Origin of the sequence: Bradyrhizobium sp. ARR65 (assembly GCF_000472385.1) — a bacterium.
Lineage (GTDB): Bacteria > Pseudomonadota > Alphaproteobacteria > Rhizobiales > Xanthobacteraceae > Bradyrhizobium.
In genome coordinates, this window is record NZ_AWZU01000038.1 from 32191 (window position 1) to 50773 (window position 18583).

At 57.3% G+C, this 18583-nt stretch carries 13 protein-coding genes and 3 pseudogenes; 4 read left to right on the top strand and 12 right to left on the bottom strand.

Annotation, left to right across the window (positions count from 1 at the left end; genetic code table 11):
* Nucleotides 1-64: 64 nt before the first annotated feature.
* Genes F758_RS0131065 through F758_RS0131075 form a run of 3 tightly spaced genes read right to left on the bottom strand, consistent with a single transcriptional unit; the run spans nucleotide 65 to nucleotide 2764 of the window.
* On the bottom strand, nucleotides 65-1198 hold the full coding sequence (locus F758_RS0131065; protein WP_024511559.1) for a beta-methylarginine biosynthesis bifunctional aminotransferase: 1134 nt from the start codon (nucleotides 1196-1198) through the stop codon (nucleotides 65-67).
* A 15-nt stretch (nucleotides 1199-1213) separates the two neighbouring features.
* Nucleotides 1214-2209, bottom strand: a complete 996-nt coding sequence (locus F758_RS0131070; protein WP_035723624.1) for a 2-ketoarginine methyltransferase — start codon at nucleotides 2207-2209, stop codon at nucleotides 1214-1216.
* Between the two features lie 60 nt (nucleotides 2210-2269).
* Nucleotides 2270-2764: a hypothetical protein gene (locus tag F758_RS0131075; RefSeq protein ID WP_024511561.1), complete on the bottom strand. Its 495-nt coding sequence runs from the start codon at nucleotides 2762-2764 to the stop codon at nucleotides 2270-2272.
* A gap of 259 nt (nucleotides 2765-3023) precedes the next feature.
* On the opposite strand from F758_RS0131075, the pseudogene F758_RS53440 reads away from it, so the two are divergent.
* Nucleotides 3024-3584 (top strand): annotated as a pseudogene (locus F758_RS53440) (transposase); the annotation flags it as partial.
* A gap of 810 nt (nucleotides 3585-4394) precedes the next feature.
* Here F758_RS53440 and F758_RS44820 read toward each other — a convergent pair.
* Nucleotides 4395-4856 carry a hypothetical protein gene (locus tag F758_RS44820; protein ID WP_198026597.1) on the bottom strand — a complete coding sequence of 154 codons (462 nt, stop codon included), beginning with the start codon at nucleotides 4854-4856 and terminating at the stop codon, nucleotides 4395-4397.
* 808 nt (nucleotides 4857-5664) lie between these two features.
* Here F758_RS44820 and F758_RS53035 point away from each other — a divergent pair.
* The gene (locus tag F758_RS53035) at nucleotides 5665-7920 is read left to right on the top strand and encodes an MATE family efflux transporter (RefSeq protein ID WP_024511563.1); all 2256 of its coding nucleotides are present in this window, start codon (nucleotides 5665-5667) and stop codon (nucleotides 7918-7920) included.
* Between the two features lie 884 nt (nucleotides 7921-8804).
* Nucleotides 8805-10451: a class I adenylate-forming enzyme family protein gene (locus F758_RS0131100; protein ID WP_024511564.1), complete on the top strand. Its 1647-nt coding sequence runs from the start codon at nucleotides 8805-8807 to the stop codon at nucleotides 10449-10451.
* 371 nt (nucleotides 10452-10822) lie between these two features.
* Here F758_RS0131100 and F758_RS0131105 read toward each other — a convergent pair.
* From F758_RS0131105 to F758_RS0131135, 7 genes and pseudogenes are all read right to left on the bottom strand, one after another.
* A pseudogene (locus F758_RS0131105) lies at nucleotides 10823-11257 on the bottom strand (recombinase family protein); the annotation flags it as partial.
* A 258-nt stretch (nucleotides 11258-11515) separates the two neighbouring features.
* On the bottom strand, nucleotides 11516-12343 hold the full coding sequence (locus F758_RS48285) for a Crp/Fnr family transcriptional regulator (RefSeq protein WP_084305763.1): 828 nt from the start codon (nucleotides 12341-12343) through the stop codon (nucleotides 11516-11518).
* Between the two features lie 217 nt (nucleotides 12344-12560).
* Nucleotides 12561-12917 carry a hypothetical protein gene (locus F758_RS44830; RefSeq protein ID WP_024511567.1) on the bottom strand — a complete coding sequence of 119 codons (357 nt, stop codon included), beginning with the start codon at nucleotides 12915-12917 and terminating at the stop codon, nucleotides 12561-12563.
* 426 nt (nucleotides 12918-13343) lie between these two features.
* The gene (locus F758_RS51020; protein ID WP_198026598.1) at nucleotides 13344-14081 is read right to left on the bottom strand and encodes a helicase HerA domain-containing protein; all 738 of its coding nucleotides are present in this window, start codon (nucleotides 14079-14081) and stop codon (nucleotides 13344-13346) included.
* A complete protein-coding gene (locus F758_RS51025) occupies nucleotides 14053-14574 on the bottom strand; it encodes a helicase HerA domain-containing protein (protein ID WP_051387083.1) in 522 nt (173 codons plus the stop codon). The genes F758_RS51020 and F758_RS51025 overlap by 29 nt, the downstream gene beginning before the upstream one ends.
* Nucleotides 14575-14665: 91 nt before the next feature.
* Nucleotides 14666-15715 carry an SIR2 family protein gene (locus F758_RS0131130; protein ID WP_051387084.1) on the bottom strand — a complete coding sequence of 350 codons (1050 nt, stop codon included), beginning with the start codon at nucleotides 15713-15715 and terminating at the stop codon, nucleotides 14666-14668.
* 14 nt (nucleotides 15716-15729) lie between these two features.
* Nucleotides 15730-16014 carry a hypothetical protein gene (locus tag F758_RS0131135; protein WP_024511569.1) on the bottom strand — a complete coding sequence of 95 codons (285 nt, stop codon included), beginning with the start codon at nucleotides 16012-16014 and terminating at the stop codon, nucleotides 15730-15732.
* On the opposite strand from F758_RS0131135, the pseudogene F758_RS52135 reads away from it, so the two are divergent.
* Nucleotides 15944-16202, top strand: a pseudogene (locus F758_RS52135) (transposase); the annotation flags it as partial. The gene F758_RS0131135 and the pseudogene F758_RS52135 overlap by 71 nt on opposite strands.
* A 988-nt stretch (nucleotides 16203-17190) precedes the next feature.
* Here F758_RS52135 and F758_RS0131140 read toward each other — a convergent pair.
* Entirely contained in the window at nucleotides 17191-18573 is a 1383-nt protein-coding gene (locus tag F758_RS0131140; protein ID WP_157450222.1) for an N-acyl amino acid synthase FeeM domain-containing protein, read from the bottom strand.
* Between the last annotated feature and the right edge of the window lie 10 nt (nucleotides 18574-18583).

Sequence of the window (18583 nt, forward strand, 5' to 3'; positions counted from 1 at the left end):
TGTCAGCGCCCGATCACGCTCCACGCTTTCCAATGGGGGCATCCACACACGTCCATAAGGACAGTCACTGCCCGTCATCCTGCGACGCGGCTGCCGACGGATGCGTACGCCAATTCCGAACGCAATGAGCTAGATCAGACAAGGACAAACTCAAAATTGACGGGTCACAGCCAAAAGGTAGCCTCAGGTGATTGCGAAGAACCGGCTCATAGTTGGCGCCAGTTGCGAGAATGATGGCATGATCTTCCATCATTCTGTCCGCAAACGCTTCCGCATCAACTGATCCTAAGGAAAGCCACAGTTGGGTTCCCCCCGATGGAACCTCGTGCGCCAATTCGAGGTTAGAGGCCCAGGTACAGACGAGATCGCGACCACGATGAACACGCTCGACCAGGCTCGTTGCCCCGTGTTGCAGGAGCCGCGCAGCCCTTCTCTGCGCACGAGCACTGACCGAGACACGTTCAAACTCAAATCGGCCAGTCAACAGGCCAATTTCTTTTTGATCAGCCACAATCCAGCCAATCCTTAGCCCAGGAGCTCCGAAGTTCTTCGACATACTATTGATCGCATAGCAGTCGTCCCAATTCTTGAGACTAGATAGGGGCGAGCGCACTACGCCCGTGCTATGAATGAAATCACCATACACCAAGTCAAAAATTATGGAGGCGCCTCGACTCGACCGCCTCGCTTGCAGATCCGACCATAAGTCTTCACTTAGGCATCGACCCGTCGGATTATGCGGCGTATTTAGGTAGACGACGCTTCGTTTGCCCAGCTTTACAAAATCTATATCGACAATTTCATCCCATTCGATCAAGTAGGTTTCAAGTCCGCTCGCATTGAAAAGACGTTTGATGCTATCGAGTACAGGAGCAACGCAGATAACCGTTGTGATGCCACGCGACGTCAGATGACGCGCTAAAAGAGACAGCGCATCGAAACCACCATTTGTAACGAGTATGTTCCGACCCGTGAGCGCAACGCCCCTCTCCCTCTCTTGCGAGACGATCTCATTTATCAGCGTAGGATGTCCTTGCGTTTCTCCGTACTCGTAGTCATCAAGAAGGATTCTATCCTTAAACTCGGGATACTCTGGCCACACCGGAAAGTTCTCCACGAGATTGCGCCATTGCCGGTTGGGGCGTGCGGCCGCCGCGGCTAATCGCCTTCCCAACGGGGACAAAAGATTAGATTGCATTACGTCCGTACTCCATCAGTAGGGTGAAAGCAAACGGCCGAACTCAAGCCCCGTTGAATCGATTTCGAAGCTAACCTCGCCCGAGGCAATGGGACGAAATCCGGCTTCTAAAAACAGGGCCTCCCAGAAATCGATCGGCGCAAGTCGTTGGGCTGTCAGGTTGTGCAGCAAGTAGTATGGATTGTAGTAGGCGCGGCCAAGTCCATGCCGCATCACCCGCGGATCGGTTGGTCTATAATCGACCTCGACGACAGCTACGAATCTGCCTTTAACTCGCAAAGTCCTGAGGAATTCAACTACGGTTGGCCGACCAGCCTGTCCTAACAACTCCTGCAGCACGAATGCCACAACTACGACGGATGGTGGCTCCGACTGGAGTCGTGGAGCAAGTCGTTGGACATAATCGAGGGCACTGGCCTGTTCAATTTTTAGCCTTTCGTGAGGAGAGGTCTCCGGGGGTGATACATCAACCCCTATTCCATTTGAATCCGGCAATCCGTCAAGAATTCTCGCCGCAAATCGGCCGTCACCGCAACCCAAATCTATGATCTCAAGGGCCGCTGAAGGCAGCCGCGTTAGCAGGTTTTGGACAAGCGGAATTGCATCGTATTCACTGATTCCACAGCTACCCTGACCGACAAGCCTGTCGCAACGACTAGCAAAACCAGCGCCACAAAGAGTATCCGAAATTTGAAGTAGCGTTTCCGCGTAACCGCCGACTAGCAATTCGTACCATGGCCGATACTGACCGAATTCTCTTGCAGACGACGTCAGCTGCACAATTGATCCGTCAAAAACAACAATGTTCTCATTACCGAGATATTGCATAAAGGCGGTAAGGCGATCGGAGTTCAGCCTATGCTCAGCTGCAAGAGTCCCCACCGATTTTGGCTTTTCCGCGAGTGAGTCAAAGAGCCCACTGGAGAAAAAGTGAAAGATTGCCTGTGCCAGAAAGAAGCCTCGAATGGGTTCCAGCTTCTCAATAAGGACCGCCTCAAAATTCTTCTCCACTTGCGCCTCCACCGTATAGCCAATAGTCGATTACTAGATTCTCGAGATCGACAAGATCCCTCAGAACGTCTTTGAAGCGGTCGGGCCTATCAAACTCACGCGGAAAAAGGCCGGCTTCCTCCACCCCGACCGACTACCTTTGTCTCGACGGCACTCACACGTACGCTCCGTTCTGAATGCCTTTTCGCTTAGGCGGAACCGGATGTGTTTTCTCCAGTTCGTTACCATAAGGGCGGAAGAGTCAAAAAAATCGAGCGTCGGCATCATCCTGCCCCCTCCCGGACCCAGGACCACGCGATATGGGAGCAGAACCTCGTCGATCTCACGCGGAGCAATCTTTTCGCCGCCGCGGTTGGCCGCGACAACCCCATCGGGCAGAATCAAAACACCGACTTTTTCGCCTAACGCGTGGTTCGCCATCAGATAGCCGAGATCTCGGACGCGAAGATTCAGCTCAGCGTAGAAAACACGGCGATGGCCTTCGGAAACTATTGCGGTGGAGTTGCCAGCTTGAGCAGCCCAATACCTAAGTGCGGCGACGATTGCATCGAACATTCGGTCTCCTCTTTTTCTGCCTCTGGAATGTCGGGAGTGACGAAGTTGCACACTGCCGCCCCAGGCGAAGCTGTCTCTATCAGCGTCGGCCTACGGTTAGAACTCCTAGTTCGCGTGGCTTGACAATGCGATATTTAGTCGAGCGCATTGCGCGGCGGGACCATAGCTGTAAACCGCAGGTTGGAATATTGGCTCTGATCTTGCCCCACGGGCTTAATCCAGTTTGAAATTCGTTCTGGCCCACGGCAAGGGCCAGAGGATGGAGCGCAGCCGCTTTTCTGAAGAGCAGATCATTGGGATTTTGAAGAAGCCCGAGACCGACGCCTCGGTCGCCCGATCTGTGCCGCAAGCAGCGCGTCAGTGGGCGCAAGCATCTACAAATGCAAGGCCAACTTCGGTGCGATGGATGTCTCGGAGCGCAAGCCGCTGAAGACGCTGGAGGACCAAAACGCGTGGCTGAAGCGGCTGCTGGCCGACGCCAGCTCGACATTGCGGCCCTGAACGACCAGTTGGGGAAGAAGTGGTGACGTCCCCGCTGGCAAGCGGAAAGCCGTCGCGCACCTCATGGATGGCAACTGGATGAGTGAACGGTGGCTTATAAAGCCATCGGTGTTGCTGCATGACCATGATATACCCGAGGACCCCGCTGGATGATGCCGCCTTCCAGCCGCATGAGCGCGATCGACTGAGAGCGCCGTTGCGCCGTTGCTTCCTGCATGTCCTGCTCAAGAAGGCTATCTGATCACCTCAAGAAACTGTTCCGGCTCTAGCAGAAAGAGAGGCTCGTCGTCGAGGCGGTCGCAAGCGGACGATCGGCACCCCATTGCACCCGTGCCGCGTTTCTGAGAGAGAAAACAGTTCGCGGGCAAGTCGCGGAATGGTTGGTAATAGCTTCGGAGAGCAACATAGTGCTGCGCTTCGAGTCTCCGGCTCTTCCGACAAAGGCAGAGAGGTTGGCTGCTGAACAGCCCTCACGAGCGTCCAGCGCGGGAAAGTGTACATCGTCGAATTTGGCGCTTTGGTGTGGACCATGTGTAGCCGGGATACTCTATCTGGTGTAGCTGGACGCGAAATATAAAGGCGGCGGACTTGAGATCGTCGGTGTCGCGGCTCGCGAACGTGCTCCAGCGGCGGACGAGGCTCCGAACTAAGTTGGACGCGTGGTTGACCGAAAAGTTCTCGAAGCTGAACCATCGGATCGCATTTGGCCACACGTGCGAGATGAACAAGCTTTGAATGGAGCCCAGCTCTGCTCCCCGGATTCTCCCTTCGTGGTCAGTGGTGACGGACATCGCCTTTATCGGATCCAGTGCAACTCGATGATGTCTTGAAGGTTCTCAAACGGCCCACCAGTGATGGAGCCACAGCCCGCGAATACTTAGCGGACCGCCGAAAACGAGCGCGAAGCGCACAAAAGGAGCGGTGACAAAGCCAATCGTGCCAAACTTGCGCAGGCGATGAAGGCCGAAGATTGAGAGGCGGCGCTTTCGGCGGAAGAGCCACTGCGATGAAGCCGGACGACATCAACTATCGAAGGCCGTGCAGAGTTCGTCCCGCGAGGGCGCGCCGAAAGGCGGAGAGAGAGAATGAGACAACCCAAGCTGAACGACGCGCGCTAGTTGAACACGAGCTAGTCGCAGCGTTTCTCAACCCGACGGTGCGGTCTGATGCCATTGAAGCTGTCGACGAGATTACGGGCTCGATAGAGATATCGAGCGAAGCGGATCGGCATGGTGCGATTGCTTTTAGAGGGAATGTTGGCGGACGCGCCTTCTCGTACGATTTCTCTGATCCAGTCGTCGTTGTAGCCAAAGTCGGCAAGCAGCACGGTCCCGCCTAGGCGAAACAGGAGTTCGCGGACAAGCTGATTGTCTGGGCCTCCCGACGAGCTGGACCGGCAGGCGATACCTATCAGTTTGTCCGGATTGTTGTGCATCAGCGCGGAGCTCATCACGCGCAACGAGAGGCCTCCATAAGACCATGACGAACTCATGGACTGAGTATGGACGGCTGCACACAGCGGCTCCGCCCCCAATAACTGTGCCGCGCGCGAACACTGGTGCGGGGTCTGCATCAAGTATGGCAAAGCCATCTGCTCTCTGCCGAGCCTGCCCAGAATGGTGGCGTCGTCAGTCGGGCTTCCGACATTAAGATCGTCAACTCGACACACATGAGATGCGAAACATCAGGACGGGGTTTAGATGGCGCCGGTCATGATCTCGCCTTCGTCCGAACGTGCTGTCACCGTGAGATGTGGAGCGCATGCCTCATCGAGCTGATATGCGGGATGCCGCTGCCCAGAGGCCGCTGGAGAGATCCCACGATCTCTGGCCCTCGCGGACCATCGTTCCTGCCACTTACAATTTGCGGCGCGGTCGCCGGCCACTCCTCATTAAGCTCCTCGACCATAACCCGTCCCTACAATGCGTTCATACGTTGTCGGCGGAGATCGCATCCCCCCTTTTCCCTGAGCATCACAAACCGCTAAGAGCCATCTTGGTGGAGGAGAGGAAAAATGAAGGAAGTCCATCCTGCTATCTCTGGTAGGTAGCGAAAGATCGCTCTCGCGCTATACGTTCGCTCAATCGTCGATTACCAGGACTCGTCAGGAAAAGTCGGGTTCTAGCCAGCTCCTGCTAGGCACGTTCCAAAGTTTTCGAACTTCGACGGCAATTGAGGTGAGTCCAGAGGGGGCACCTGAAATGCAGTACGGTCGAAATTGTCGCGCTTTTCCGAGCTGGGCACTATTCCATGTTAGATGATCAATTGCGGAACGAAGCCATCGAATCAGCAAACGTTGACATCGGAGTCGAGGGTAAGACGGTCTTTCAAATTGGGACCGGTGCGGGTCTAACTGCCTTGCTTTTCACTCGTGATGGTCGTGCAAGACCGATCCGCAGTTGTTTGAACTTGCGAGTTCGATCGTGAAACGAAACGGGGAAAATAACCGGATAACCTTGATCAACAAGTCGAGCACCGATGCGATCAGGGATGGAGATGTCGACTTTGTTCCCGAGATTATCTTCACAGAGGCAATCGATTGCGGGATTGTCGGCGAGGGATTTCCGATCATTGCGCGCGATATCGCATCGATCGCCGGTGACCAAACCGTAGTCTTGCCCGACAAGATCAAGCAATTCGGTTATATGATCGAATGTGATTGTATCTACAGAACGAATGCGGTCGAGGACGTCATGGGCTTCGATATGCGTCCGCTCAACGTTTACAGCAGGCGAACGTACTTTCCCATCAGGGCGAATTTGTTTCGAGCGCGTTGCCTAAGCGCTATCCACAGAATGCATACTTACAGTTACCGCTGCACCGCACCCGATACCACTATTGTTGAAATCGAGGCCCGCGGGGCGGGCCTTTGCCATGGAAGCGCGATTTGGGCGCTTGAGGCGCCTTACATTGCGGCGGCGGCCAAAGTCTCGAGGCTTGCGGTCATTTGCCCCGTCTCCTTTGCGCCTAATACCCGCGAAAGCGGAAGCACCAGTCAAGGCTACGGAGCTGTTCTCGTCAGTGGGCGAGCAGGCGCCAGGCCCAGACTCAATAACAGGTCTAAGCCGATGACGAGCTTCGCGTCTGTCACGCGCAGCTGCGCAAGGATGCGCGTGAGCCGGCATCCGCTGATCATCGCGAATTCAGCAGGGAACACGACCCTCTTGGCAAAAAAAGGGGATCGTTTCCTCTGCGCAGGCAAACGGGGCAGCATGATTTCCAAGGACAAAATAGCCGGAACAAAATCGGCATCGGCTTCGCGGCACGGATTGGCGAGACGGGCGGTTAGCCATCATCTCATTGTCGAGCTCAACGAAACCGCCAAGCTCGCATGGCCGATGATGCTGACGCAGCTTGGGCAGGTTGCGATGATGACGACCGATCTTGCCTTCATCGGGCGCACCGGCGCCGAGTCGGTCGCCGCGGTCGCGCTGGCCGGCAGGGTTTATCTCATTAGCGTCATCTCTGGGATGGGCCTGCTAGCAGCGATCGCGCCGGTCGCCGCGCAGGCGTTTGCGGCAGACAAACTAGCCGTGGTGCGCCGGTCGCTGCAAATGGGCCTGTGGGCGGCGCTGTTTTTGTCGCTCCCGACGATGGCGTTTGCACTGCGCGGAGAGCAAATACTGGTTGCTCTTGGCCAGGCACCGGACGCAGCGCAGCTCGCCCAGCAATATCTGTTCGGATTAGCCTGGGGCGTTGCGCCGGCGCTATGGTTTCACGCCATCCGCAACTTCATGGCCGCGGTTAACCGGCCGGAGCCGGTTTTGTGGATTACGCTCACTGCCGTTCCCATCAACGGCCTGTTGATCTACCTGCTGATTTTTGGGAAGCTCGGCCTGCCGCGGCTTGGGCTGTTCGGAGCGGGTCTCGCGACCACCGTCGTGAACTGTGGGACTTTTGCGGCCGGCTTGTGGTTCGCCACAATGCGTCGTCCCTTCAGGGACTACCACGTGCTTGCACATCTTTGGCGCTTCGATTGGCCATTAATGCGCCAGCTGATCGTCATCGGGACGCCAATCTCAATCGCGTCCTTGATCGAGTACGGACTATTCTCGGTCGCAGCGCTCCTGGCGGGAATAATCAGCACCAGCGCACTCGCCGCTCATCAGATCGCGTTCCAGGTCAATGTGATCCTCCTCACCATCTATTTCGGCATCAGCATGGCGGCGGCCGTGCGCGTTGGGTACGCAGTAGGCCGCGACGACGGCCTCAGGATCAAGCGGGCTGGGCTGGCGGCGATGTTGCTTGGTCTCGTGATCGCCACGATGTTGACGCTAGCGGTGATCGTCGCCCGGTTTGAGATCGCCGGGTTCTTTCTGACCGAATCGGCTCACGATGGTGCCGCCACGATCGCAGTCGCTGCAAAGCTCCTTCTGGTCGGGGCGACCTTCTTCATCACTGATTGCGTGGCCAACATTGCCGCGGGCGGCCTCCGCGGACTGAAGGACACGCGGGTGCCGCTTGTGTTTGCTGGCGCGTATTGGTTAGTCGGGTTTTCTTTCAGCTACGGACTTGGCTTAAAGAGCGGTCTTGGTATCGTTGGTATTTGGATTGGCTTATCAATCGCGACGACTGTCTACGCGGCTCTTCTGTTGCTGCGTTTCCAGCTGCTGGCGAGCAGGCTTGCTCTTCCGACCCGACATCCGACCACGTAAACGCAGGAGTTCTGCAAATGTCGCTCTTCCGCAGCTTTGCAGCATTCCATGCAGCCGATCGACTTAGAGGGTAGATAATCCGAATGATTGCTGATAGGAAATTCAGGTGGCGCGGACCCTGCGGCAGCTCTTCAATCCGGCCTGTTCGGCCTTGGCATCCGCTCGAAATGGCCGCGCACGTCCTCATCCGATAGATCGACAAGCCAGATCTTCGCGCTGACGAGATGGGCGGCTGATCCTAATTCCCTCCATCAAAGTCGGTATTGGTGCGCGGGCCCTTTGCGGCCGGCCTCTCTACTCATAGTGATTGATGTGCTCTTAGCGCTACCAGCTCGTCGGCGACATTGCCGTTCCAAGCCGTAGTTTCCATCGACCGGCCACCGCCATGGCAGCTCTGCTGCCGTTGGATGCTGATGGCGCTCGCATGGCTCCTTCAAATAGGCAATCCGTTATTACTCACCAGAGTAGGTAGTGTCTCATCCCCAGTTAACGATGTACCATCAATTTGTGAACTGGCCATATAGGCTATGACGCAGATGATCACGATAGGAGAAGGCGCAGCAATGCCAAGCGTAGTTCGTGCGTTTCATGTGTCACGGTTCCTTCAAAGGACATGATGAACGCCGCTATCCAAAAAAGATCTAGCTTCGATAGGATTTGCCGATTAGGCGGGCACCTGTGACCGAATCGCGGTGGTGTAAGCCAGATCATCCTGCGTTGGCACCTGCAGGTGGTTCGTGTTTCACGCCCGTACTAGAAGGCGTAGCTCCGCGAAATCCGCGCGTCGGGTGATGGCTCTGCGATCGGAGAACTCAGCGCTCCGTCAAATGGGACGTCGCGGCTGGTGATCGACTTACCTCTCCCTACACTTAGGCGTTCTTACGATGACCCCTGCCAACTCAATACCACTGCGCGATCGCGTAGCAAATGCACTGCGTAAGATCGAGGCGCTAGAATCCGCATATGAAACCATTACGGTCGGACAGCTGGTGTCGAGGCGGGCGCAAACGCACGCCTCAACGACGGCTATTGACGTCTTTGAGCGCGGGGAGCGCGCAACGTACGCCGAAATGGATCGCTGGTCCAACAAGTATGCAAATGCGCTGCGCGCGTTCGGAGTGCGCAAATGCGATCGCGTCGCGGTGATCTTGCCCAATCGCATCGAATTCCCGATACTGTGGTTCGCGCTTGCAAAGCTCGGTGCGGTGCTGGTCCCGATCAATATGCGCTACACGCCCAGGGAGATCGAATACGTCTTGAGCGACACGCAGGCGCAATTCGCAGTCATCGATGAATCGGCATGGCCAGTCTTCTCCGCTATTGACCCGTGGCCGCAAGACCTCGCCAAGGAGCGAGTGCTACTTGTTGGACAGTCTTGGGCCGAGCCCACTACGACTCTCGATGAATTGCTCAAGGGCGTCGGCCACGCGCCGGTGAACGAGGATATTCGCCCTGACGACCTGCTGAACATCCAATACACCTCGGGCACGACGGGTTTTCCCAAGGGCTGCATGTTGACGCACGACTATTGGGGTGTGCATTCGTATGCGTCAGCATCCCGCGACTATCAGCCGTACGAGAGATATCTGTCGGCGTCACCTTTCTATTATGGGGACGGACCAGGACATCTTTTGAGGTCGTATCGACAGGGCGGCACGCTGCATTTGGCTCCGCACCTCAGCTCGACGGGATTAATCGGTTGGATCAAGAAATACCGCATCGAGTGGTGTCCGTTTCCCGAGCTGATCACGCGCCGGCACGAGGCCACGGCTGACTCGTTGGCCTTCCTAAAGCAGGTCGGGCAACCCGACCCCTGGAGTCCTGACACGGTACGCCGATTCCGCGATCGCTGTGGAGTGCGCAGCGTGGATTGTTTCGGTATGACTGAAATCGGATACGGCATTATAATGCCCGACATCGAAGAGATGGATCACTCCGGGTCGGTCGGGATACGCGCCCCCTTTCGGGCCCTCCGGCTGGTGAATGAGGATGGCAGCCCCACGCCGATCGGCGAAGTAGGCGAGCTCTGGGTAAAGGGGCGTGCGATCTTCAAGGGCTATTGGAACAGGCCGGAAGCGAATGCCGATGCATTCGAAGGTGAATGGTTCAAGACCGGTGATCTGTTGCGTCGGGACGAACTCGGCTATTACTGGTTCGTAGGACGTAAAAAGGATATGATCCGGCGGGCGGGCGACGAGAACATCTCTGCACGCGAGGTTGAGGCCGTCATTCGTGAGATCTCCGAGATCGCGGATGTGGCTGCGGTGCCTGTACGCGACGACGAGCGGGTCGAGGAGGTCAAGATTTACGTGGAGCTTAAGGAAGGTGTCGCGCCAGACGATGTGCCTGTCGAGCGCATTCTTGAGCATGCTCGTGCGCGGCTCGCCGTGTTCAAGGTGCCGCGGTATATCGCCTTCACTCGGGCGCTTCCTAGAACTACCTCCAGCAATAAGGTGCTCAAACGTGAGCTGATAAACGTCAGCGATCCATTTGCCGGCGCCTATGACAGTGAGCAGAAGCGCTGGCGCTGAAGCCGCCGGTTCCGTCTAGTTCGTACACGGCAGCGGGCGGTTTAAGGCTTCAAGCCAAATGACAACCATGCCACAGTTGGCGGCCCGGCGATCGATCGGACATCAGTGTTCGGCAAACAAAATATCCCGCTGCGCTCTATGCGTTCGAGAAGACGATCCGCGCGATGAGCACCGAAAATCGGCGCGGGGTGCTGACATCGCTCAAGGCGAACACCAGCCCGCCCGCTTCTGGGCAAGGCGAAGATCGCGGACGAGGTCCGCAACGGTCTGAACCATTAGGATGAGCTGCCCCCGTTTCCGCGGCGACGGCCGCATCGAGCTCGACGCCAACGTCGTAGAGCATGGCGTCTGAGTCATTATACGCCCTTTCTTCAAGTATCTGTAAACATTGGAATTTGATTTTCCAATTCAACGTGACACGGACCACCTCCGTCCCATCGCCCGAACAACGCGCCGCTTTGAAGGTCGACGGCTCGGATCTGGTAGGGCGCGCCTCGGACGACTTGCTCCGCTGGCAGAACACCGGCCTCGATCAGCTTGCGGATTCGATGGCTCGTGACGCCGCACTGCTGCTCGGCCTCTCGCAGGGGCAGCCAGACGCCGTCCTTCTCGGCCGAAAGATACGCGTGGATACCTCTCACGCGCCGGATCGATCCGACACGGTGCGCGGTCCAGGTCTTGTCCTGGCCGGTGGGCAATCTCATGCGGTTGAGGGTGGTGGCGATGTCCTCATCAGACCAACGGGCCTCCATGCTGCGGATGACGGCCAGGGCGTCATCAGGGGTTTTACAGTCGTGACCGCCGGACAACCTGAGCTGCATCGCCTCACAATTCGAGACATGCAATTGGCCGGCGTTGATCCGCAAACCTACCTTTTGGACCTGCTGACTACACCCGTCACTCTGTGACAGGCTTCACGCATTGATCAGCTCACGCGTTGGGCCTGGGCCGCAGAGCACTCCGCTAACAAGCTCCCTGCCTAACATCCCCTCAGGACGTCAGTGCCGTGGCCAGAGGGCCGATTGCCAAGATTGCGTCGAAAACGTGACTCAGTTCCCGGCGAGCTAGCCTGCGGGCTCATTTGCAGAAATCACGGGTTCAGACGCATAAGCGCCCGAAATAAGCTTGTAACAGCTACACGCCGTTTGCTCGAGGCACTCGCGTTCACCGATCTGCAAGACGCCGCGCATCTTGCGAATCAGTTTTTGTTCTTCGAATCGAATTAGCGTCTCCGTTACCCCAGCGCGGCGCAATCCCAAGACGGACGAAAGGTAGTCGTGGGTAACTGGAAGCACATGAGCGCCAAGAGCGTCACCTGCCAAACAGAGCCAACTCGCGAGGCGCTTTTCGCGATGGTGTCTGATGCCGCAGAATCCTGTCTGAACGCAATGCAAAGTCAGCGCTTGAACGTACCGAGAAAGATGTTCTCGGATTTGAGGGCGCTCGTTCATCATTCGATGCAAATCCTCGACACGGATCCTGTGCGCGCTTCCAGGAACGAGCACGACAGATTGATGCGTCGGAAGATGCCCGCCCATCAAGAGCGAAGCACCGACGGCCCCCCGATGTCCTATCACCGCCGTTTCAAGGATGGTTCCTGCCGCGACAATTCTCAGCGAGACAAGGCCCGACTCGACAAAATAGACATATTCAAAATGCTTTTTTGGCTCATGCAAAACCATACGCTCTCTCAGGACGATCGGCTCAAGGAACTCCCCTATTGCCGCGAGGTCTTGGAGAGGAATTCTCGCCAGAATAGCATTTTTGACAAAGCGCCGCGTATTAGGACGCGCCGTACTAGACTGGCGCAGCATAGGCTTTACGCCGGCCATCCGCTTGAGAGCTGCGGGGCTGCTAGCCGTTTCGGGAACGGCGGGCACATGGTCCGTCATAAGGCAGTCCGTTCTCCTGATCTGCGGGTTTCAGCTGGGTCAATTCCACTAATCGTCACGAAATATTGATTGCAGATTGTAGCGATGCTTCGATCTTGATTTATGCAACGCCTCCCCCTATGACGATTAAATCATGCGTCAGGAGCCGTTCTTCGACGAATTTCAATTGTCGGACGGACCGGCTGTGTACCAGCACGATCTGAGCTAGTGTCCCGAGTCACAAGTTCGCAATCGTAGATTCGCAGTAGATTCGTGTCGCTGTGCCAAGGATGGAGGCAAACAGCGATGGAGTCTCAAATGGCGGTCCAGCGCCTTGCCCCCGGATCAGGCGAACAACGGTCATCTTGCTGACACCGAGGCGGTTTGCGGCTTCGCCCAGAATAAGCTCATGGCGTTCTGCACGTTCGCCCTCCCGGTAGACCGGTATCTGATGCGCGCCGCGGAAATTGCGCACGCGCAGCTGGGTCCAGGTCTGGCCTCTGGCCGAGCGGATACCCAGCCGATTGAGAACGGGGGCGATGCTGTGGTCTGGCAAGAGGCGGGCCAGTTCGCACACCAACTGCTCGGTTGTCACATCCGTCTTGTAGCGATTTGGTCCGACCGGTTCTTCAGCACTTCAAGCCGCGTGTGATCCCCCCCTGCCAGTGCAGCACGAGGTGCAGCCGACCGGTCTCGACTGTGACGATAATCTCCTTCAGCACGGCGCGCAAAAGCCGCATCGTTCCAGAGCGCTGGCAGGTCCCCGGCGAGCGCCATAAGCGCCATGCGCTCGTCATCGCTGACGGCGCTCGGCTGCTCGCTGCACAAGCTCCGGATCTGATCTTCGAGCCGCGCGACCGCCACGACACAGTCATTCCACAGCTGTCCGCCGATGAATTGCCTCATAACCTTTGAAATGTTGCGCGACGCGTTACTTCACCTGAAAAGCCCCACCTGATGATGCGCTCGAGAAAGCGGTCGACATCGAGCTGCGGATCGAAGGTAGCGATTGCATTCTCAGCTACTCCGGAGGTGGCATCCTGGGGAATGTAGAGATGAGCCTCATCGCAAAACAACGCCACGGGTGGCGCGCAGCCTGCGCGCTCCACTGCTGCACATGAAAAGCCATGCGCGCGACCATGCCGACGATCAGCGGCAGGATGTCCGAGGGCACTTCTGAAAAATCAATCACCTTGACCCCACCCTTGCCGTCCTTGGCGGCGCGTCCGCCCAGCAGGAGTGTCACGGCTTCGTCGAGCCACTCATAGCTATCCGCGACGCCACCGGCCGGAAATAGGAACCCGAGCCGGCGGTCCGTGCGCTTGCCCTCGAGGCGCTGGATCAGGCGGCTGAGCTTGCCGTGAAAGTCGCCTTGCTTCTCGGATCTGGCGCCTGGGACCATTTCTGTGTTCAGGCGATTGAGTTCTGCAAGTACCGATGCCATCGCGAACGGGACGGGGCTGTCGATCGTGAAATTGTCAAGGACATCGCTATGGCCTCCTGCAGTCAGGAAGCTCGTCTTCGCGTCAACGATCGCACGGGACATCACCATGGCCTGATTGGGTGCGTTCTGGTCGGTACGGTCGACGAACATCGAGACAAGCACTTCGTAGGTCATTAACCAGTAGGGAAGATGAAGCACGCCGTCGGCGAGGCCCTTGCCCGCGTCAATATCGCCTGGACCCGCGACGCGAAGATGCACAAAACCATCACCGGCGATGGAGGCATATTCACCGTGCATGTCGAAACACGATCGCATTGGCGCTCTTAAGCTCGGCCACCTGTTCTAGAAGACGGGCCGTGGTCCAGGATTTTCCGGAACCGGTACTGCCGACCACCAGCGCGTGACGTTGAAAAAGCTTGTTGCCGTTGACATAGGCCTCGGCATTGGGGTCGAGAGTATAGGCGCCAAGCGACAGACGCTGGGCTCCCGCAGTCACCTCAGAGATTGCACCCATAAAGCGGGTGAGCCGTTCACCTTCAAGCGCGAAACAGCCTGCATCAATTTCCGGAACCGTTTCGAGCGTGCGCCGGAATACATTTTCGCGGCTGCCGTCCCTATCGAGCAGCGTGCCAATTAAGGCGATGCGAACCAAATTGAGCTCGATATAAGCCTCATCGGCATGTTCAATATCGGCCACCTTCGCTTCCTCAAGCGCAGTACGTGTGATCTTGTGGATCACACCGATCAGCTTGTGGCCTGCCAAGCTGCTCCGGAGTGCGACGAGCCGATCGACCTGCAGTTGGCGCAAGGCCTCAACGTCATCGATGCGAACAACTACGTTGCGGTGTCGACCGATTGGACGCGACCGAGGGCCTCTTCATCGGCAAAGTTGAGGATGCTCATGCGGGTGTTCCTATTACATGATCGAGGAATTCGTGGAGACGCCACAGCGGCTTGTCTAGGTCGAAACCTGCTGGCGCATCGTGCATGTATGCGCGCGCCCCAGCGGCACCTTTCTCGATAGCGAGATAGCGCCGGCATCGACCGCCGGTCAGAAACGCCTTGGCCGTGGTCGTCAGCTCTTTCGTGATTACGACCAGCGGGATGGCATCGCGGTCGCAGCGCTCGATGAGCTTGGTTTGAACATGCTCGTCATTGAAGCCATAGCCGATGCACAAATAGGAGCTGGCATTCTCTAGGGCATTGTCGCTACAGTTGATGATTGTGCGGAACGGCTCGCCATGGGTCAGGCGATACTTGTCAATACCGGGCGTGATCATGAGATGTGCGTGGGTCCGCGGCACAGTGAGAGCGGATCTAACTCCGAAGATCCGGTTGGCTTCGTCCTGGAACCAGTCGAGGGACCCGTGAACCTTCCAGATCGCCACGGTGCGCGATTGTCGCCCGTTTACCGAAATGCGAGGCTTGGGCGTCCGCGCCCAGGTCTGAAGATAACCATAGTTGAAGCCCGTGAACGTGTTCACATCGGCCGCGTCCGCAGCATACTCCGCGAGCCGGTCATAATTGGGCGTGACAACGTCGATCGTCGTGTGCGTGCTGTCGAAGAGATGCCGATAGAGCCTGGTGAGCGGCAGTGTACGGCGATTGGCCAACACCAAATCGAGGACGGCTAGATCAAAAGGAAGCAGAAACTCCCGCGTTACACCTGTAATAAACCGCGTTTGACATTCGGTAGGGCGTACCGCCTGCAGCGCCCTTTCGAGATCGGCGCCGCATTTGAGTTGACCAAGAAACGACGTCCATTCGGCTTTCTCTTCAGCCGTCCATCCAGGCGGAAGTGGCGCTCTACACAAATGCTCGGCCACGCCTCCCATGCCGGGCACACCATGCGCGGCCGAGGCGCCGCTCCCGAGGATAATCACCGGAGCGGCGCTCAGCGCGGCCTGTGCAAATTCCTGCGCGATCTCGGCCTCGCTCTTGGCCGCCATTACCTTTTCCTCAATCAGACTGAAAAGATCGGAGGTCCGCCGAGAGCCTCGCGCGCCCATGCAAGCATGATCGGCTTGGCCTCAAGACCGCGATAGGTGCTGGTGCGGTAGCTCAAGAGAATAATCTGCATGCGTTGGGCGGCCTCGGCGACTATCTCGAGCATGACCTCCGAGCGATCATCATCCGCAAACACCAGCGCGCCATCGACGACCAGCGAGACAGGTTGCCGCGAGCGCGGCTGCACGCCGCATGTCTCCCAGAACGACACCAACCACCGCTCGGCGACCGACGCGCGCACGACCCGGCATCCCGGCTATCGCATCAATGCAATGAAGCGCAAGCGGATCGAAGAACGATTCGGGTGGATTAAGACCGTCGGCGGTCTGCGCAGGACCCGGCATCGTGACCGCGGCTTGGTCGAGTGGTTCTTCGTGCTCACCGGCTGCAGCCCACAATCTCCTCCGTATTCCGAAGATGCTGGCGGCACCGGGATGGGTCTGTCTGAAGCGTCAAGCAGAAGACAAAACCACAGCGAAAGCTGCGCGTGCAACAGCGTTTACGACGCATAGATCAGCTCATCATCGTAGCGCACGTCAAGAAAATCACCCTTTGAGCCCCATTTTTTAGGCAGTCAGCTAGTCTAGATCCTTCAGTCCGCCTTCTAGCCCGAGAAGGGAGTGCGATTAAAGTCCGTGCCCCTCCTCGCGGAGAACAGATTGGCAGGATCAAAGCCAATTGCGCGTGGAAAGACGGTACTCGTCGTACGAAAAGTCGTCCTGCGGTCGTAGCTGTGTCGTTCCAGCCGCAGATCGGTACGTTATGTACTGGACCTCTCCGCGGCATCGCCTCTTTTGCCTGCGAGCCCTCTGCTGCCGTCGACTGAACGACTGAACGGTATTCCTCGCGCGCCAACGCAAGCGCGACTATTTGCGTAAATGCAGAGGTCTCTTTTGCCCAAAGCCATAGAGAGCAGCAGGCGTCTCGCCGAGGATCCGCGCTCTTGCACGCTGATCTCGGGACGAGCTCTTCAAGCGGAAAGGTTGGTTGAACCAGGACCAGACCGGCGATCGCGCACTACACATTGTAGCTGCTCCAAGGAGCCGTCTATGGCGGGCGAAGCCGTTCGGGCCTGTTGACGAAACGCGTGAACCTCGCAGTCGATCCTCATGAAGCGTCCTCGCCGGTCAGACGGACAATGCACTCTCGCTGGCCCATCGCTCACCAGGAATTCTGAGGCTTTGATGGGGATGCGGCGAAGACTCCCCCGCTTCTCCGTCACGGCCTAAACGCGCGTTGGAAAGTCCCCAGCCGGGTGTTCAAGCATTGCGCCAACCCATCCGGTGATGCAGCAAGCAAATCAACAAAGCACGGTGCCAGGACACCTTTTGACGAAGAGTCGCTCACCCGAACGATGACGCAAACGGCCAGTCACCGGAAATTCATTTCGATGTTCTTACCCGATCCCCTCCCGCGCTTAAAAAAGATGAAGCCAGGCAGCGGCACGCACGCATAGTCCGATCAGCCCGTTCGGCCGTGCGCCATTCAGCTTAAAAGCATCAGCACCTTGCACGCCAGCATATCGCCCGAGCATTCGACCAAACTTGACCAAGAGATATAGTGCTCTGAGATCGAATTGACGCATGAGCGCTCGAATATCGAGGTACATCACCGTTTCGATTTCATCACTGTCCTGATGTTTCTTCTGCAGTTGCAGGTCGATAGCGCCTATTTTCTCATAGAGCGGTGCGAGCTTTGGAATGGCGTCGAAAACGAGATAGCGACTATTCGACATCAGCGCCAAACGGGCCACCTCTCGGAACAACAGGATACGAACGGATAATCCCTGATAATCGGGATGGACGACCACGCGCGATACTTCAGCGAACCCCTGTTGCCATAGGAATTCGGGCAGGCGCACAATTTGCGCCATTTCACTACGCTTGGGATCCCCACCGTTCAGCACGAGGCGGGCGGATGCGACCGGCTTCTGGCCGAGCCTCGCCAGAAGGACAATCGCGCATTGATCGAGCGGATCTGCCCAATTGGCGAGGTCGACGGCATCCGGCCGCCGGCCGAAGAACTGGTTGGCATCGCGGCGGAGCCTGTAAACCATGGCCAGGTCATTTCGATCCACTACTTGCGAGACCGTGAGCCAATCGTTCAGCTTGTCTGCCTTAAAACCCAGTGTCCACATCCCATGGGCCGTAAACGTGGGACTGACAGCAAGCGCCCAATGCGCGGCTTTCTCCGTCGACGAGCGCCCGACGATATCGACGTATGCCACCGTTCCCAATTCACTGCGCTCAATTGCGTTCACCTGAGCGGCGATCGATCCGAGATTCACCCACTTGGTCCAGCCCTCGATCGTTATCCGGGCTGCTGGAACGATCAGCAGCTCTGGATCGTCGACGATCACCAACAACTTAAACGGCGACAGCGCTTTGATCTCCCCGAGGAGGCTGCACCCTTCTAGCACTGGCCCAGAAATCCGGACCGCGAGAGTCTCCGACGTCTGATGAAGCCGTGCTGTCCAGTCATCAGGTATCCGGCTTCCAAATAAGACCCGCTTCTGTCCAGGAAGATGGTCGAAATCGCGGAGCGGAAGCACACAACGAGCGCGCCCCAATGCAAACGAATGGTCCGCCGTCACGCTTAAGCCGATCCAAGCCGCCTTGATACTTTCTGGTGGAGTTGGCTGAGCGTCAAAATTGAACGCCCATCTGCCGCTATCGAGTTCATCCAGATAACCTGGATAACGCCTGGATGCGATCCAGAGCACCGCCCTGGGCTTTCTCACCACGCGAGGCACCGCCGGCAAGCTCGATATCTGACAGTCCTGGTGAACGAGGACGGACACGAGATGCTCC

Bases quoted from the DNA above. Each gene is read 5' to 3' on its own strand.
- F758_RS0131100 (WP_024511564.1), top strand. From the start codon at position 8,805: ATGACCCCTGCCAACTCAATACCACTGCGCGATCGCGTAGCAAATGCA.
- F758_RS51020 (WP_198026598.1), bottom strand. From the start codon at position 14,081: ATGCGATCGTGTTTCGACATGCACGGTGAATATGCCTCCATCGCCGGT.
- F758_RS0131130 (WP_051387084.1), bottom strand. From the start codon at position 15,715: ATGGCGGCCAAGAGCGAGGCCGAGATCGCGCAGGAATTTGCACAGGCC.
- F758_RS44820 (WP_198026597.1), bottom strand. From the start codon at position 4,856: ATGGCTTTGCCATACTTGATGCAGACCCCGCACCAGTGTTCGCGCGCG.
- F758_RS0131065 (WP_024511559.1), bottom strand. From the start codon at position 1,198: ATGCAATCTAATCTTTTGTCCCCGTTGGGAAGGCGATTAGCCGCGGCG.
- F758_RS48285 (WP_084305763.1), bottom strand. From the start codon at position 12,343: ATGACGGACCATGTGCCCGCCGTTCCCGAAACGGCTAGCAGCCCCGCA.
- F758_RS0131075 (WP_024511561.1), bottom strand. From the start codon at position 2,764: ATGTTCGATGCAATCGTCGCCGCACTTAGGTATTGGGCTGCTCAAGCT.